The organism is Paenibacillus sp. PL91 (assembly GCF_012935325.2).
Taxonomy (GTDB): Bacteria; Bacillota; Bacilli; order Paenibacillales; family Paenibacillaceae; genus Pristimantibacillus.
On sequence record NZ_JABBYG020000011.1, the window covers coordinates 135684 to 152367 of the forward strand.

Here is a 16684-nt window from a genome sequence, read left to right on the forward strand (position 1 = left end):
TGCTTGAATCGCTCAAGCGTCCCCTTATCTGCTTCGACTCGAATGCCAAGCCCGGCGGTTTTATGAAGGACGATGCCGTTTGCGCCTAGCAGCGGTTCAATGTCAGCAAGCTCGCGATGAATCGTTCTTGTGCTTGCTCCGACGATAGACGCGATATCGGCAGCCGTAATTTCATGCTTCTGGTCGAGCAGCAGCTCGATGATTCGTCGTTGCCTAGTTGAGGCTTTGATAGGCTATCCTCCTTAGCAGAAGAATGGACTAAGGCGCCGACAGAAATCTGTCAGCGCTGAGTCTTGTATCATGAACTTAGTCTTTGTACGAGCAGGTCATACTCTGGACTTTTGAGAAAATTATCGATGGAAATATGCTCGGCGCCAGGCGCTTTTTGCCGTGCGCGGTCGGTCAGCGTTTTGTGGGTGATGACGATGTCGGCATCTCCTGGAATATCGTTGATCGCCGTGTTGATGACGGTAATCGGCAGCTCGGCGGCATTTATTTTTTTGCGCAAAATGGAAGCGCCCATAGCGCTTGAGCCCATGCCGGCATCGCAGGAAAATACGATTTTGTTAACCTGCTCCTTCGCAAGCTGTGTTTGCGAAGCGGATGGCGCTGCGGCATTGCCTTTGGATTCGGCTTTCATTTGCTGCACTTTTTTCGCCGCTTCCTCAAGCTCGTTGTCGGCATCCTCGTTCTGCTTGCTCGTTTTGAGCAGTACGGCAGAGACAAGGAAGGACACGATCGTTGCTACGGCTACACCGGCCAGCATAGCGAGCAGTCCGCCTTTTGGCGTCATGGTGAAGTAGGCGATAATGCTGCCTGGCGATGGTGCGGCGACAAGCCCAGCTCCGAAGATGGAGAAGGTGAATGTGCCGGCTACGCCGCCAGCGATTGCTGCAAGAATCAAACGCGGATTCATGAGAATGTACGGGAAGTAAATTTCATGAATACCGCCGAAGAAATGGATGACCACAGCGCCCGGCGCCGATTGCTTAACCATCCCTTTGCCAAACAGCCAATAAGCAAGCAGGATGCCAAGACCCGGACCTGGGTTGGATTCCAGCATATAAATAATCGATTTGCCCGTTTGCGAGGCCTGATCCAGCGCTAGCGGTCCAAGTATGCCATGGTTAATGGCGTTGTTGAGAAATAATACTTTAGCCGGCTCGATCAAAACGTTCGCGAGCGGAAGCAAGCCTGTGTTGATCAGCCACTCTACGCCGGAAGCGAGTATTTTGCTCAGTGTGGCAACGACCGGGCCAATCCCTTTGAAGGCAATGATGGCAAGCCCGCCGCCGATAATACCGGACGAGAAGTTGTTGATGAGCATTTCAAAGCCGGAAGGAATCTTACCTTCAATAGATTGATCGAATTTCTTCAACACCCATGCGGCGAACGGACCAACGATCATGGCGCCTAGGAACATTGGGATGTCCGCTCCTGCTATAACGCCGAGTGTGACGATTGCGCCGACTACGCCTCCGCGTACGCCATGAATCATTTGGCCGCCGGTATATCCGATGAGTATAGGGAGCAAATAGGTAATCATCGGACCAACAAGCGTTGCTAGACTCTCGTTTGGAATCCAGCCAGTTGGGATAAATAATGCCGTTATGAGTCCCCATGCAATAAAAGCGCCAATATTCGGCATGACCATGCCGCTTAGAAAACGACCAAATCGTTGAACGGAAACTTTAACACCGCCGGAATTCGGTTGCTCGGATGTCAGTTTACTCATGCTTCAACCTCCAATGTATAATAATGTTCACTAACTGAACCTGAATTAATCGTAATGTATAGCGCTTACATATTCAATGAATTGAAAAGCAGGTTGCGTCATGATCGCTGTTGACATCATTTTGCCTTTTGCTATTGCTGATTTTCGGGGATGCTGTATAATCACTATTGTTTCTTCTAAATATGCAAAGGGGAATGCCAGATGCTAGATCAAACAATCATTCGCTTTGAGCATGTGACAAAGCAATATGACCATAATGATGCCGCTGTGCTTCGGGATGTCAGCTTTACGATAGACCGCGGCAAATTTTATACGCTGCTGGGTCCGTCCGGCTGCGGCAAAACGACGATTCTCCGGCTAATCGCAGGCTTTACGGAGCCATCTGAGGGGAAGATTTATTTTAACGGGAAAGTCATTAATCGCGTGCCGGCGAACGAGCGTCAGGTGAACACCGTATTCCAGGATTACGCGCTGTTCCCTCATCTTAACGTGTTCGAAAATGTCGCCTTCGGCCTCCGCATCAAAAAGCTCAAGAACGCCGACGTAACCGCCAAAGTGAAGGAAGCGCTGCGCTTCGTCAACTTGAACGGCTACGAATCGCGGGAAATTACCGAGATGTCCGGCGGCCAGCGGCAGCGCGTTGCGATCGCCCGCGCTATCGTGAACGAGCCGGAAATTATTTTGCTGGACGAGCCGCTCTCCGCGCTTGATCTGAAGCTTCGAACAGAAATGCAGTACGAGCTGAGAGAGCTGCAGCGCCGCCTTGGCATCACGTTTATATTCGTTACGCATGACCAAGAGGAAGCGCTGGCCATGTCCGACGAGATTTTTGTTATTAATGAAGGAAAAATTCAGCAGAGCGGAACGCCTACAGACATATACGATGAGCCGATCAACCGTTTTGTCGCTGATTTTATCGGAGAATCGAACATTGTGCCGGGCCGGATGGCGCGCGACTTCGTGGTGGAGTTCGCTGGCCGCTCGTTCGAATGCGTCGACCAAGGGCTGACGCCAAACGAGGCAGTCGACATCGTGATCAGGCCGGAGGATTTGGAGATTACTTCCTCAGATAACGGGAAGCTTCAGGTGCGCGTTGATTCGCAGCTGTTCCGCGGCGTTCATTACGAAATATGCTGCTACGATGAATCGGGCAATGAATGGCTTGTCCATTCGACGCGCAAAGCGACGGTTGGCGAGCAAATTGGACTGACGTTCGATTCAGAAGCGATTCACGTCATGCGGCTTGGCGAGACGGAAGAAGAGTTCGATAAGCGTCTTGAGGCATACAGCGAGGCCGCCGATGTCAAATAAATCGCGCAGCTTTTATCTCATCCCCTATATGGCTTGGATCGTATTGTTCGTCGTTGCGCCGATCGTCTTAGTGGCGTATTACTCGCTCTTCGATGTGGAGGGCAACTTCACGCTGGGCAATTACGCAAAGTTTTTTACGCCGGTTTATTTGCGTATGACACTAAGCTCGTTCTGGTATGCGTTTCTCATAACCGCCATCTCCTTGCTTACGGCCTATCCGACGGCGTATCTGCTAACAAGAACGAAGCATAAACAGCTTTGGCTTCTGCTTATCATACTGCCAAGCTGGATCAATCTGCTGCTGAAGGCTTACGCATTCATCGGCTTGTTCGGTACATACGGCTTCGTCAATTCGGTGCTGGAAGCGATCGGCATCGGAAATAAGCAAATTTTGTTCACCGACTTCAGCTTTATATTCGTATCGGTCTATATCTTTATCCCGTTCATGATTTTGCCGATCTTCAATGCGCTGGAGGAAATGAATCCATCGCTCGTCTATGCGGCGCGTGATCTTGGCGCATCGGCGTGGACGACGTTCCGCCGCGTTATATTTCCGCTCACGATCAGCGGCGTGAAATCCGGATGCATGGCCGTATTTATCCCGGCGCTATCGCTGTTTATGATTACGCGGCTCATCGCCGGCAACCGCGTCATTACACTCGGAACGGCAATCGAGCAGCATTTTCTCGTGACGCAGGACTGGGGGATGGGCGCGACCATTGCAGTATTCCTGATTTTGGCGATGGCAGCGATGATGCTTATAACCGGCAATCGAAAGCGAGGTGCAGCCGATGCGCGGAAAAAATAAATGGTCCAACCTTTATCTCCTATTCATATTCGTAGTCCTTTATGCGCCGATTTTCTATTTAATGTTCTATTCGTTCAATAGCGGCGGCTCGATGCGCAATTTCGAGAGCTTCACGCTCGATTATTACAAAGAAGTGTTCGCTGACACGCGCTTGCTTATCATTGTGCTGAATACATTCGTCATTGCGCTGCTGTCTGCGGCGATCTCGACGATTTTGGGCGTAGTTGGCGCTATCGCCATCCATCACATACGGAGCAACAGGCCGAAGCAAACACTGCTGACGCTCAACAACGTACTGATTGTCAGCCCGGATGTCATTATCGGCGCATCATTCTTAATCTTGTTTACTATTATCGGCATTAAGCTTGGCTTCGTGTCTGTGCTGCTCTCGCATATCGCATTCAGCGTGCCGATCGTCGTCATCATGGTGCTGCCGAAGCTGCAGGAGATGAGCTCGACGCTGGTCGATGCGGCGCGCGATCTTGGCGCAAGCTCCTGGCAGGTGCTGACGCGGGTGCTGCTGCCATTCATTAAACCGGGCATTTTCGCCGGATTCTTTATGGCATTAACCTATTCGTTGGATGATTTCGCTGTTACGTTCTTCGTGACGGGCAACGGCTTCTCGACGCTCTCGGTCGAAATCTATTCACGGGCGCGCCAGGGCGTATCGCTATCGATCAACGCGTTATCGACGCTTATTTTCCTATTTACGATTGTGCTGGTCGTCGGCTACTACTTTATTAATCAACGGAACATGAAGCCGTCCATGAAGGAGGGCCGCTAATGAATCAGCTTGTGCGCATGTTCGTTGTCGTGTTTGTTGTTTCCTTGGGGCTTATCTACTTGACTGCCTACCTGAATTCAAGCGAGGGCTACAGCGGCGACAATACGTTGACGATTTATAACTGGGGCGATTATGTCGATCCCGAGCTGCTTGAACGCTTTGAGGAGGAGACCGGCATTAAAGTCATCTACCAAACGTTTGATTCGAATGAAGCGATGATGACCAAAATCGAGCAAGGCGGCACCACGTTCGACGTAAGTGTTCCTTCCGAGTATGCGATTAGCAAAATGAAAGAGGAAGGCCTTCTGCTCGAGCTCGACCATTCGAAGCTTCCGAACCTAAAATATATCGATCCGCGATTCATGCATCTGTCGTTTGATCCAGACAATGCATATTCGATTCCTTATTTCTGGGGAACGGTCGGCATTATTTACAATCCTGAGCTGGTGGGCGATCTCGACTTCTCTAGCTGGGACGATCTGTGGGATAAGAGCCTCCGCAATCAAATTTTGCTACTGGACGGCGCGCGCGAGGTTATGGGCATGGGCCTGAACAGCTTGCGCTATTCGCTCAATGATACCAATGAGTCGCACTTGCAGGAGGCGAAGGCGAAGCTGCTTCAAATGACGCCAAACGTGAAGGCCATTGTAGGCGACGAGATCAAAATGCTGCTGGCGAACGAAGAGGCGGCAGTCGGGCTCGTCTGGTCCGGAGATGCTTCGGAGATTATGGGCGAGAATGATAAGCTCGATTATGTCGTGCCGGAGGAAGGCTCGAACCTATGGTTCGATAATATGGTCATTCCAAAAACAGCCCGGAATATCGAGGGCGCGCATCAATTTATTAACTTTATGCTCGATCCCGAGGTAGCGGCGCAAAATGCGGAATATGTCGGCTACTCGACGCCAAACCAAGCGGCGCTCGCCCTGCTGCCAGAGGAGATATCGGGCGATGACCGTTTTTATCCGAATGAGGAGCTGACCGGCAGGCTTGAGGTGTACGATAATCTTGGCAAAAAAATGCTGGCCCATTACAACGAGCTGTTCCTCGAGTTTAAAATGCATAAGAAATGAGCTAAATCTCTTGAATATTTTAACGTGTGCGCATGCTATGATGAATGAGGAATTTGTAGTTTGTGACATATGCGAATAGATGGGGCGAACAGAATGAATAACAAATGGATGAATTACGGCGGACTTGTGCTCATTGCGGTAGTATGGGGAGCGAACTTCGGCATATCGCGTCTGGCGATGGAATCGTTTAACCCGATTGTATTTGCTTTTTTGAGATTTGGATTGGCTCTTCCGTTCTTCTTCCTGATCCTGAAGCTGACCGAGGGAAGCGTGGGCATTCCGTGGCGCATCGTTCCGAAGCTGGCGCTCATTGGATTGGTTGGCATTACGCTGCTCGAAATCACGGTGATGTACTCGATCAAATATACGACTTTGGCGAATGCGTCGCTCCTCAACGTAGCGCCATGGCCAATCTTCGCTGCTTTGTTCGCGCCGCTCTTCGTGAAGGAATCGATCACGCTTCGGCTTATCGTCGGCGGCGCAATCTCGATTGTCGGCGTAAGCTTAGTTATACTAGGCGGTGGAGAGGGCTTCAGTCTTTCCTCTGAAAATATGCTGGGCAACGCGATGGCGTTTGGCGTCAGCATCATTGGACCGTTATTTAATCTCAGCTCGATGTCGCTAATGAAGCAGTACTCGGCACTTCGGGTGAGCACATGGACCATCGCGTTTGGATCATTGTTCATGCTGCCGCTAACGTTTGGAACATGGGGACAGACAGACTGGTCCGCTCTAAATGCTGGCCATTATTTAGCCATTGGCTACAATGTACTTATTTGCACGGTGCTGGCTTTTGTCCTGTGGAACGCCTGCATGTTTAAAGTAGGAGCGACCCGGTCGAACTTCTTCCGTTATGCGGTTCCTGCTGCGGCAGTCATTGCCGGCTACTTCATGTTCGACGAGAAGATCGCCTTCATTCAAATGTGCGGTGCCGGCTGCATGGCTGCTGGCCTGATCTGGATAAGCATAGAACGCAAGCGGCGAGTGGAGCCGATCATTTCTGCTACGAAAACAGGCGGACAGATGCTTTAATGAGAATGGCAAATCTAGCGGTGCAAGCTGCGGGAAGCAGTACGATGTGAGCTTTCATACATAAGGAGTTGTTCTAGGAGCCAGTGGGCTCTAGGACAACTCCTTTTTTTGAGGTGGAGAAGGGAGAGGATGGATGTAAGCGCTTGATAAAAATGGGGCTGAAAATTTTTTTCGCGGAATATCAAAGCGTTTGCAAAAAGTGCCAAAAACCCTACAGCCGCACAGGTTTTCCCCGATTTCGGTAAGAGGGGAGACAACCGCAGAAAGGCAGTTGCAGGCAGCGCCTTCCCTTGACGTAAACTTTTAAAACATGTTACGGTTTTGTTAGTAAATCTAACATTTAAGCTCTTGAGAGGAGACGGATGGATGATTAAAGCGATAATTTTTGATTTTGACGGTACGATAATTGACACGGAGACGGCTTGGTACAACGCATTTCGTGATGCCTATCAAGAACATGGGGTAGAGCTTACATTAGAGCAGTATTCTGGTTGCATCGGCACGAGTCTGCATGCCTTTAATCCTTATGAATATTTAATGACCGATCTTAACCTGCCAATCGACAAGCAAGCCTTTCGCGAGCTGGTGCATCTCCAGCATTCCGAGCTTATGCGAAGCGAGCAGGTCAGATCCGGCATCCTGGATTATTTGAACTTCGCTCAAGAGTCTGGCTTAAAGATCGGCCTCGCTTCAAGCTCAGCCCGTGCTTGGATCGATAAGTATTTGGAGCAGCTCGAAATCGCGCATTACTTCGAATGCATTAGAACGGCAGATGATGTAGCCAAGGTGAAGCCGGACCCTGAGCTGTACAGACAGACGCTTTATGCTCTTGGCGTTGAAGCGAGCGAAGCGGTGGCCATTGAGGATTCCCCTAATGGAGCGCGTGCTGCGTCGGCTGCCGGCATGTCATGTATCGTTGTGCCGAATACGATTACGAAGAGCTTGGCGTTCGACAAATCCGATCGTTATTATCATGCGGAATCATTAGCGCATATTGATTTTCATGAAATGGTTGCCGGTGCGCTATAACGCTCGTTATTAAGGCGGATAATTGGTGATTTTCGAAATAGTTGTTTTGCAAGCAAATAAGTCAGAAAATTCAGACTATATTCCAAAGACGACACCACCCCAGAAAAAGGAGGTTCGGACGATGAGGGCTGTACATTTTGGCGCAGGCAATATTGGTAGAGGTTTTATTGGCCTTCTTCTGTCGAATGCGGGTTATGAGGTCACGTTTGTGGCTCGGAATGAGAGAAAGGTCCAGCTGCTTCAGCAGCAGGGGCAATATTCCGTTACGCTGGCTAACGAGGCGAGAGATACGGAAATCGTAAACAATGTCACGGCGATCAGCGGCAAAAATATTACGGCGGTGACAAAAGCGGTTGCGTCAGCGGATATAGTCACGACAGCGGTGGGAGTAAGCGCGCTTAAGCATATAGCGGAATCTATAGCTAAAGGCATTGAGCTGAGACTTCGAAGCCGCAACTACAAACCGCTGCATATTATTGCTTGCGAGAACGCGATCTCCGGCAGCTCGCTGCTTAAACGGCGCGTTTATGAGCATCTGCCTGCGGATTGGCATGAGGCTGCGGATCGTTGCATCGCTTTTCCGGATACGGCCGTTGACCGGATTGTCCCCGTGCAGGAGCATGATGATCCGCTTAAAGTAACGGTGGAGCCTTATTTTGAGTGGATATTGGACCGTTCGGCGATGATCGAGGGCTATGAGAAGATCGAAGGAATTAAATATGTGGACGCTTTAGAACCTTACATTGAACGTAAGTTATTCACAGTCAACACGGGACATTGCACCGCAGCTTACCATGGTTACCTTGAAGGTTATGCAACGATTCAAGAAGCGATGGGGGATGATAAGATCAAGGAGGAATTATCGCATGTGCTTAGAGAGACGGGCAGTCTTCTTACCTCCAAGTACCATTGGGATAACCAGAAACATGACAAGTATATTAAGAAAATGATGGTAAGGTTCACGAATCCCCGTTTGACGGATAACGTTATTCGCGTCGGGCGCTCTCCCCTTCGCAAGCTCTCATTGAATGATAGGCTTGTCAGGCCCGCCTTGCAGGCCCATAAGCTGGGCATTCCAATCCCTCATTTAACTTCTGCGATTGCCGCCGCGCTCTTATTTGATTACGAGAAGGATGAGGAGGCCGTCATGCTGCAGGCTGCGCTTCGGAACTCGGGCATACACGAGGTTATCACCTCTCATATGGGGATTCCTCAAAAACATGACATGCATCAAAAAATCGTAGATAGCTACGGCGCGCTGAGAGAGAATTATACCGCTGCGAAATGAAAACTTGATCCGTTATAGTTGTCCGCAATGGGCTAAACTTGCAAAGATGCAAAAAAAAGCGATGGAAGCCGGACTTCCATCGCTTTTTTTAGTGCCTTTTAGATCAAACGTTTGAAGAAAAGGTATATTTATTCAGTCTATGTCAGGTGTTATTGTTGCTGTCATCTAATGAAACCTTACATGACAATGGATTTATTGGAAGAATATTTGCACTATTTAGCGAAAAATTTCTTTTAAAATAGAAATGAAAAAGGTAAAATCAAAAAAGCGGCTTTTCAATGGAATGGGAGTCGAATTTTACGGAGAAGGACTGAAGCTAAAATGACAGTGAGTATAGTAGAAGAAACGTTAAATCCGTACCAAATCGCACAGCAGCAAATTGATGCTGCGGCAGCGCATCTGAATCTGCCTGAGCATGTCACGCAAATCTTGAAACGCCCGAAACGCGTGCTGTCGGTTAGTTTCTCCGTTCGTATGGATGATGGCTCGATCCGCGTGTTCGAAGGCTATCGTGCTCAGCATAATGATGCGATTGGACCAACTAAGGGCGGCATTCGCTTTCATCCTGATGTGACGCTTGACGAGGTTAAAGCACTATCTATGTGGATGAGTTTTAAGTGCGGCGTTGTTGGATTGCCATATGGCGGCGGCAAGGGCGGCGTTATTTGCGATCCGCGTCTGCTTAGCAAGGGTGAACTGGAGCGCGTGAGTCGTGCATTCATGGAATCTATCGCTGACTTCGTAGGTCCCGATAAAGATATTCCTGCACCGGATGTATATACGACACCGCAAGTTATGGGCTGGATGATGGATACGTACAGCAGACTGAAAGGTGTAAATTCGCCAGGCGTTATTACAGGCAAACCGCTAATTTTGGGCGGGTCGAAGGGCCGTAATGAAGCGACAGCTCAAGGCTGCGTCTATACGATTTTGGCAGCGCTCCAAGATAAAGGTATTCCTGTGCAAAATGCGACTGCAGCTATTCAAGGTTATGGCAATGCAGGCCGTATTGCGGCTCGTTTGCTTAGCGAAGCAGGCTGTAAAATTGTTGCGGTCAGCGATTCCAAAGGCGGCGTTTATGATCCGAATGGATTAGATATCGAAAGAATTTCCATACTAAAGGATACGTCTTCCATCCGTGAATACGGCGAATCCTTCTCCATTTCAAATGAAGCGCTTCTTGAGCTTGATGTCGACATTTTGGTGCCGGCTGCACTGGAGAACGTTATTACGGCTGCGAATGCAGATCGTATCAAAGCGAAAATTGTTGCAGAAGCTGCTAACGGTCCGACGACACCGGAAGCCGACCGCGTGCTTGCCAGCCATGGCATCACGGTTATTCCGGATGTGCTTGCAAATGCCGGCGGCGTTACGGTGTCGTATTTTGAGTGGGTACAGAATTTGATGAACTACTACTGGAGCGAAGCGGAAGTGCTTGAAAAGCTGGAGACGAACATGATTCTATCTTACGTTGCTGTTCGCGACCTTGCTAAGGAGCATAATACCGATCTTCGTACGGCGGCTTATATGATTTCGATTAAACGGATCGCGGCGGCAATGGAAGCAAGAGGCTGGATCTAAGCACGATATAAAATGAAGAAGAGGTGACGGCATCATGACAGAACAGATTCGCATCGGTATCGTAGGTTACGGCAATTTGGGGCGCGGCGTTGAGCTGGCGATCAAACAAAATCCGGATATGAGATTGGACGCGGTATTTACGCGCAGAGACCCGGCATCCATTCCATCTGCTGCAAAGGCATATGCAATCGAAGATGCTGAACGCTTCGTTGATGAGATCGATGTAATGATTCTTTGCGGCGGTTCAGCGACGGATCTGCCGGAGCAGGGTCCTGCTTTTGCACGGTTGTTCCACACGGTAGACAGCTTCGATACGCATGCGCGCATACCGGAGTATTTTGAGCAGGTTGATGAGGCTGCAAAGGTAAGTCGTAAAGTAAGCGTCATTTCGACAGGCTGGGACCCGGGACTGTTCTCGCTTAACCGACTGCTTGCGGAATCGATTTTGCCAGAAGGCAAGGAGTATACGTTCTGGGGCAAGGGTGTAAGCCAAGGCCACTCCGACGCGATCCGCCGGGTTAAGGGCGTTAAGCATGGCGTGCAATACACAATCCCGAGCGACGAAGCAGTAGAACGTGTGCGCGGCGGGGAGAACCCAGAGCTTGCTACGCGCGATAAGCATATCCGTGATTGTTATATCGTTGCTGAGGAAGGCGCTGACCAGGAGGCGATTGCGGAAGAAATCCGTACGATGCCGAACTACTTCTCCGATTACGATACAACCGTTCATTTCATTGACGAAGCAACGATGAAGGCTGAGCATTCCTCGATGCCGCATGGCGGGATGGTGCTTCGCAGCGGCAAGACGGGCGAGAGCAGCACGCAGATCATTGAGTTTGGATTGAAGCTTGACAGCAATCCGGAGTTCACGGCGAGCGTTCTAGTTGCCTATGCAAGAGCGGCTTATAAGCTTGCCCGCGCGGGACAAGCCGGAGCGAAGACTGTTTTTGACATTCCGTTTGCGTACCTTTCGCCAAAATCAGCTGCTGAATTGCGCAAAGAGCTGCTATAATTACAAATTTTTCTGGACAAGTGCCCGTTTTTACATTTTATTACTATCCGTTTTGGGAAATCTAGGCTATAATGACCAAAGTGTGAAAAAAGAACTGTCGAAATGTATCGAGAAGTGCTGAAAGTTCTATCTTCTTGTGGTAGAATAAGGTCATAACCTGCCTATCAGGAGCTTTTGATCAAAATCTACTAGGACGTGAGATCAGCATGATAGACATTCATACCCACATATTGCCTGGATTGGATGATGGCGCAGCGAGCTTTGATGATACTTTGAATATGGCCCGGGCAGCCGTTTCAGAGGGAATTACAACCATCATTGCAACGCCGCACCACGCCAACGGGACCTATACCAATACAGCAGACGTCGTAGCAGTGCACACTTCCTCCATTAACGATCAGTTACTGGCAGCAGGTGTGCCTGTTACTATTAGGGCTGGCCAAGAGATTCGAGTCCATGATGATCTGCTAGATGCTTGGAATAGGAAAGAGCTGCTATCATTAGCCGGCTCTAGCTTTGTATTAATAGAAATGCCATCCTCCCGCATACCAAAGAGTATGATTGAGCTCGTTCACGAGCTTAATATATTAAACCTCAAACCCATTATCGCCCATCCTGAAAGAAATGCAGAGGTTGTGAAGCATCCTGAACGATTAGCCGAGCTAATAGAAGCGGGAGCATTCGCACAGGTTACGTCTCATTCCTTGCTAGGCGGGTTCGGTAAGCGTATTGAACAATCCTCTTGGTCGTTGCTTAAAGCTGGACTAATCCATATTGTTTCATCCGATGCTCATCATATCGAGCGGCGCGGTTTTAGACTGCGCGAAGCCTATGATGCTATTGAGAGGCGGATGGGAGAACAGTGGGTGAGCTACCTGCAGATGAATGCCCAATCCGTTATTGCGGATGAGCCATTCCATTCTCAACCGGCTGCAGCAGCAACTACGGACGGAGTCGTTCGGCGCATTATTTCCTATTTCTACAAAAGATAGACAGCCCTAGCGTTAATGACAGTTGAAGTAATTACATACTGAACATGACTACCTGTAGATGAATGCCCAATCCGTTATTGCGGATGAGCCGTTTCATTCTCAACCGGCTGCAGCAGCAACTGCGGACGGAGTCGTTCGGCGTATTATTTCCTATTTCTACAAAAGATAGACAGCCCTAGCGTTAATGACAGTTCGAGTAATTACATACTGAATATGATTAGATTGGCTTTATTAGTCATTTGTCTATTAGACGAATGCAACTATTCTACATACAGGAGTGAAATCAGAGTGACATTAAGAAAAAAACTAGCAGTATCTACGATTGCAGCGAGCGTAGCCCTTACGGCTCTCGCTGGAATTCCGCTTAGCAGCAAAGGTTTGGCGGAGAAGCTTGGAGTAAGCGGGGTCGCTTATGCAGCGTCATTAGACGATTCTAAGCTAATTGCTGAAATCAAAAAGCTTCATGACGCACTAGTTGCGACAGAAGGCGAGGGTAAAGTTAAAGCGCTTCAAGATAGCCTTAACGGTTTGGACATTCATGAACAGGGAGATATCGTAGACCCTATCGTTAACAAGTTCAATCCAACTAACGATGAAGAAACACAATTGGAGAAGCTTTTCATTGATGCAGTGAAATTGTCTTACTCACCTTCTGTAGAAGGTCTTGAAGCTCTTCGTACGAATTATGGAACAGTGCTTCAACAGTTTGCTACTGAAGCAGGTGTGAATGATCTAACGGTAGATGACATCGCTACCTATTTCTTGGAAGTTCAAGAGGAGCTCGTTAATCAACTCCAAGGGAAAAAACTATCGGAACTTCTCGATCTTATGACGGACAAGGACAGCTTAAAGAAATTGATGAAAGACGTCATTGCTGCATTGTCGGCAACAGACTACAACGTTCAGAAAGTGTTCGTTCATTACAAAGTGAATACAGATGACGTGCTTGAAGTATTGACACGTTCAAGAGAAAAAGTAGATGTTGAAGTGTTTTCTGCAGCTGCTGTAGCTTTATTCGAAGCCTATCAATCACTTCAGCCTAATCCTGAAGGTCCATCAACATCAGCGCCTGGTGGCACTGGCCCTGTAGTGGTGCCGGTGAAACTACCAGAATCAACAGACAAATTGCTGAATGATTTGAAAGCAGCGCTTGATAAGGCGACTGAAGCTGAGAAAGCGGCTCTAATTACTAAATTCGTTACAGATGCGACAGCAGAAATTGCGAAGCTGGCAACGGTTAATGCTTCTGGGAATGTAACAACCGTAAATGGACAAGCAGTTCTTCAATTGGATGAAAACAGTGTACTATCGGCGATTGCCGGTATTAATGCGATTGCAGCAAAGGTCAAAGAGGTAGCTCCTACATCAACGTTTGCTAAAACTGTTGTAAAAATTGATCTAGGTACTTTGGCGCAGAAAGATGTCGTGCTTAACCTTTCAGATGCAGTTGTAAAAGCAGCAGCAGCCGGCAACGTGTCGGGCGTAGCATTCACAATTGGCAAATTCGAAGTGACGGTTCCAGTTGGAGGTTCATTCTCATCTGCAATCGGCCTTACGATCAAGAAGACCGATGCGACTGCTGAGGTTGTAGGCGCTTTGAAATCGGTTTCGGAAGTTTATGACTTTAGCCTGACTGTTGGCGGCATTGCCAAAACAACTTTTGATCAACCGATCGTTATCAGTATCCCGCTAGGCGATACAACGGGTCTTGATCAAGAGCTTCTATCCGTAGCGAAAATCGTCGATGGCAAGCTTGTATTCCACGGCGGACGCGTGAAGGGCAGCTCCATTGTTGAGTCCCGTGACTCGTTCTCCTCATATGTAGTCGTAGAGAACAAAGTTTCGTTCAGCGATATTGCTTCCGTTGAGAAATGGGCTAGCCGTGAAATTCAAGTCGTTGCTGCTAAGGGTGCTATCGAAGGCAAATCTGCTGGCGTATTTGCACCTAAGGATAAAGTAACACGCGCTGAATTTGCTAAAATGCTTATCCGTGCACTTGATTTGGAGAGCGGTTCTGCGACAGAAAGCTTTGATGATGTGAAAGCTGGCGACTGGCATGCGCCTTACGTGGCTGCAGCCGTACAGCTTAAGATCATCAACGGTCGTTCAGCTACGAAGTTCGTTCCTAACGCAACAATCACACGCGCTGAGATGGCGACTATGATTGCACGCGCCTTGAAAGTATCGCAAGGTGCAGCTGATGTGACTGACACGAATGCAGCTTTGAAAGATTTTGCTGACGCAGGTAAAATCAGTGCTACTTTGAAAGATGGCGTTGCATTTGCAGCTACACACAAAATCGTAATCGGGGACGCTGGCAAATTTTTGCCTAACAATAACGCGACTCGCGCAGAAGCGGCAGTTATTATTTATAGAGCGATAAATTTTAACAAATAATTCAAGTTAAAAGTAAAATCTTCCTCTCATGTAGATGGGAGGAAGATTTTTTTCGAAAATTATAGAATATTGTTAGATTATAGTATATTATGTAGTAGGATGTAGTCCAAAGGAATCACTCGAAATCATACTAAAAGACTATATCTGACGGAGGAGTATGGAGTGTCTAACGAACTAGATTTGCGTCAGTACATGGCGATCATCAAGAAGAGATTAGCCCTTATTATATTGTTTGTCTTCGTTTGTACAGTGGCAGCGGCAGTAGTTAGTTTGTTTTTTAAAGACCCGGTTTATGAGGCCTCTACCAAAATAATTGTAAACCAGACTGCCACACAAATGGCAACTGGCCAGCTTGATCTTAATCAAATTAACTCCAATATAAAGATGATTGATACGTACAAAGAAATCATTAAGACGCCTGCCATATTAGATAAAGTGGCACTTCAGTATCCACAGCTTGGCTTAACGCCCACTGAGCTCTCACGCAAGATTCAGGTCAGCTCCGTCAACAATACCCAAGTTATGACGTTAATCGTACAGGACGTGAACTATGCGCAGGCGGCGCAAGTCGTAAACGCTGTATCTAACGTGTTCCGGGAAGAGATTCAGCATATCTTCAAGGTTGAGAATGTGTCGATTCTGAATGAAGCCGTAGTAAATGCACAGCCAAGTCCAGTAGCGCCTAATGTACCGCTAAATATCGCCATCGCTTTTGTTGTTTCCTTAATGATTGCAGTCGGGATTACATTCTTGCTTGAATACATGGATGACACGATTAAGACCGAAGCAGACGTGCTGCAATATTTGGGACAGCCTACGCTTGCAATGATCTCAAGAATGAATACGGAGGATGCTAATTCAAGCCAAACCAGCAAAACCAATCAAACCTACAAGGCAGGTGAATTAGAGCGTGTCTCGATTGAAAAATAAGCGTCAGATTATTACGCTAACGAATCCTCGTTCCCCCATTTCGGAATCCTATCGGGCGTTGCGGACAAATATTGAGTTTTCTTCCATAGACGAGCAGCTTCAAGTGTTAATGGTTTCATCAGCGGGCCCTGGCGAAGGCAAATCGACTACCATTACGAATCTGGCAGTCACATTCGCACAATCGGAGAAGAAGGTTGTTCTAATCGACGCCGATCTTCGCAAGCCAACCGCCCACCATACTTTTTCTATTTCTAATCGGTTGGGACTATCCACCGTTATTTCACAGCAATGCTCCTTAGAGGAAGTTATACAAGTATCGGATATTCCTAATCTTGATGTCATTACATCGGGAGCTATTCCGCCAAACCCGGCAGAAATGATGAACTCAAAACGGATGACTGCTGTTATTGATCGATTAAGAGAAATGTATGACATCATTTTAATAGATACGCCACCTCTGCTCGCAGTAACCGATGCTCAGATTGTAGCTACAAAGAGTGATGGCGTCATTCTTGTGGTTGATCAGGGCAGAGTGAAACGGGAAATTGCAGGCAAGGCAGTAAAGAACTTAGAGAGTGTGAATGCACGTATTCTTGGTGTCGTGCTGAATAATGTGAAGCGCAAGGCGAATGAAGAGGCTTACTATTATTACTATGGTGTACAAGATAAATAGTGAGATATGTTCGTAGATGGTTATCGCTGTGGGGGGATG

At 48.1% G+C, this 16684-nt stretch carries 14 protein-coding genes and 1 pseudogene; 13 read left to right on the forward strand and 2 right to left on the reverse strand.

All coding sequences use genetic code 11. The features are described 5' to 3' along the window. Positions 1-53: 53 nt before the first annotated feature. A pseudogene (locus tag HI950_RS37070) lies at positions 54-230 on the reverse strand (HTH domain-containing protein); the annotation flags it as partial. Between the two features lie 68 nt (positions 231-298). After that, positions 299-1735 carry a PTS mannitol transporter subunit IIBC gene (locus HI950_RS23185; protein ID WP_169087647.1) on the reverse strand — a complete coding sequence of 479 codons (1437 nt, stop codon included), beginning with the start codon at positions 1733-1735 and terminating at the stop codon, positions 299-301. Between the two features lie 201 nt (positions 1736-1936). Between HI950_RS23185 and HI950_RS23190 the strand changes: the two genes are divergently transcribed. The 13 genes from HI950_RS23190 to HI950_RS23250 all read left to right on the forward strand — a co-directional run bounded on the left by HI950_RS23190 (position 1937) and on the right by HI950_RS23250 (position 16645). Further along, complete coding sequence (locus HI950_RS23190; RefSeq protein WP_169087648.1) at positions 1937-3046, forward strand: ABC transporter ATP-binding protein; 1110 nt, start codon at positions 1937-1939, stop codon at positions 3044-3046. Further along, complete coding sequence (locus HI950_RS23195) at positions 3036-3854, forward strand: ABC transporter permease (RefSeq protein ID WP_169087650.1); 819 nt, start codon at positions 3036-3038, stop codon at positions 3852-3854. The genes HI950_RS23190 and HI950_RS23195 overlap by 11 nt, the downstream gene beginning before the upstream one ends. Further along, positions 3838-4638: an ABC transporter permease gene (locus HI950_RS23200; protein ID WP_169087652.1), complete on the forward strand. Its 801-nt coding sequence runs from the start codon at positions 3838-3840 to the stop codon at positions 4636-4638. The genes HI950_RS23195 and HI950_RS23200 overlap by 17 nt, the downstream gene beginning before the upstream one ends. After that, positions 4638-5711 carry an ABC transporter substrate-binding protein gene (locus tag HI950_RS23205; RefSeq protein WP_169087654.1) on the forward strand — a complete coding sequence of 358 codons (1074 nt, stop codon included), beginning with the start codon at positions 4638-4640 and terminating at the stop codon, positions 5709-5711. The genes HI950_RS23200 and HI950_RS23205 overlap by 1 nt, the downstream gene beginning before the upstream one ends. A 93-nt stretch (positions 5712-5804) precedes the next feature. Then, positions 5805-6743, forward strand: a complete 939-nt coding sequence (locus tag HI950_RS23210) for a DMT family transporter (protein WP_169087656.1) — start codon at positions 5805-5807, stop codon at positions 6741-6743. Positions 6744-7109: 366 nt separating this feature from the next. After that, entirely contained in the window at positions 7110-7772 is a 663-nt protein-coding gene (locus HI950_RS23215; RefSeq protein WP_169087658.1) for an HAD family hydrolase, read from the forward strand. Positions 7773-7893: 121 nt separating this feature from the next. Continuing rightward, positions 7894-9060 carry a mannitol-1-phosphate 5-dehydrogenase gene (locus HI950_RS23220; RefSeq protein WP_169087660.1) on the forward strand — a complete coding sequence of 389 codons (1167 nt, stop codon included), beginning with the start codon at positions 7894-7896 and terminating at the stop codon, positions 9058-9060. Between the two features lie 321 nt (positions 9061-9381). Beyond that, positions 9382-10641, forward strand: a complete 1260-nt coding sequence (locus HI950_RS23225; protein WP_169087662.1) for a Glu/Leu/Phe/Val family dehydrogenase — start codon at positions 9382-9384, stop codon at positions 10639-10641. Between the two features lie 34 nt (positions 10642-10675). Continuing rightward, positions 10676-11653 carry a diaminopimelate dehydrogenase gene (locus HI950_RS23230; RefSeq protein WP_169087665.1) on the forward strand — a complete coding sequence of 326 codons (978 nt, stop codon included), beginning with the start codon at positions 10676-10678 and terminating at the stop codon, positions 11651-11653. Between the two features lie 206 nt (positions 11654-11859). Then, a complete protein-coding gene (locus HI950_RS23235; protein WP_169087667.1) occupies positions 11860-12645 on the forward strand; it encodes a tyrosine-protein phosphatase in 786 nt (261 codons plus the stop codon). A gap of 288 nt (positions 12646-12933) precedes the next feature. Next, positions 12934-15042, forward strand: coding sequence for an S-layer homology domain-containing protein (locus tag HI950_RS23240; RefSeq protein ID WP_169087669.1), 2109 nt, complete (start codon positions 12934-12936; stop codon positions 15040-15042). Positions 15043-15204: 162 nt separating this feature from the next. Then, positions 15205-15972 carry a YveK family protein gene (locus HI950_RS23245; RefSeq protein WP_169087671.1) on the forward strand — a complete coding sequence of 256 codons (768 nt, stop codon included), beginning with the start codon at positions 15205-15207 and terminating at the stop codon, positions 15970-15972. After that, on the forward strand, positions 15953-16645 hold the full coding sequence (locus HI950_RS23250) for a CpsD/CapB family tyrosine-protein kinase (RefSeq protein ID WP_169087673.1): 693 nt from the start codon (positions 15953-15955) through the stop codon (positions 16643-16645). Before HI950_RS23245 ends, HI950_RS23250 begins: the two co-directional genes overlap by 20 nt. Positions 16646-16684: the final 39 nt, after the last annotated feature.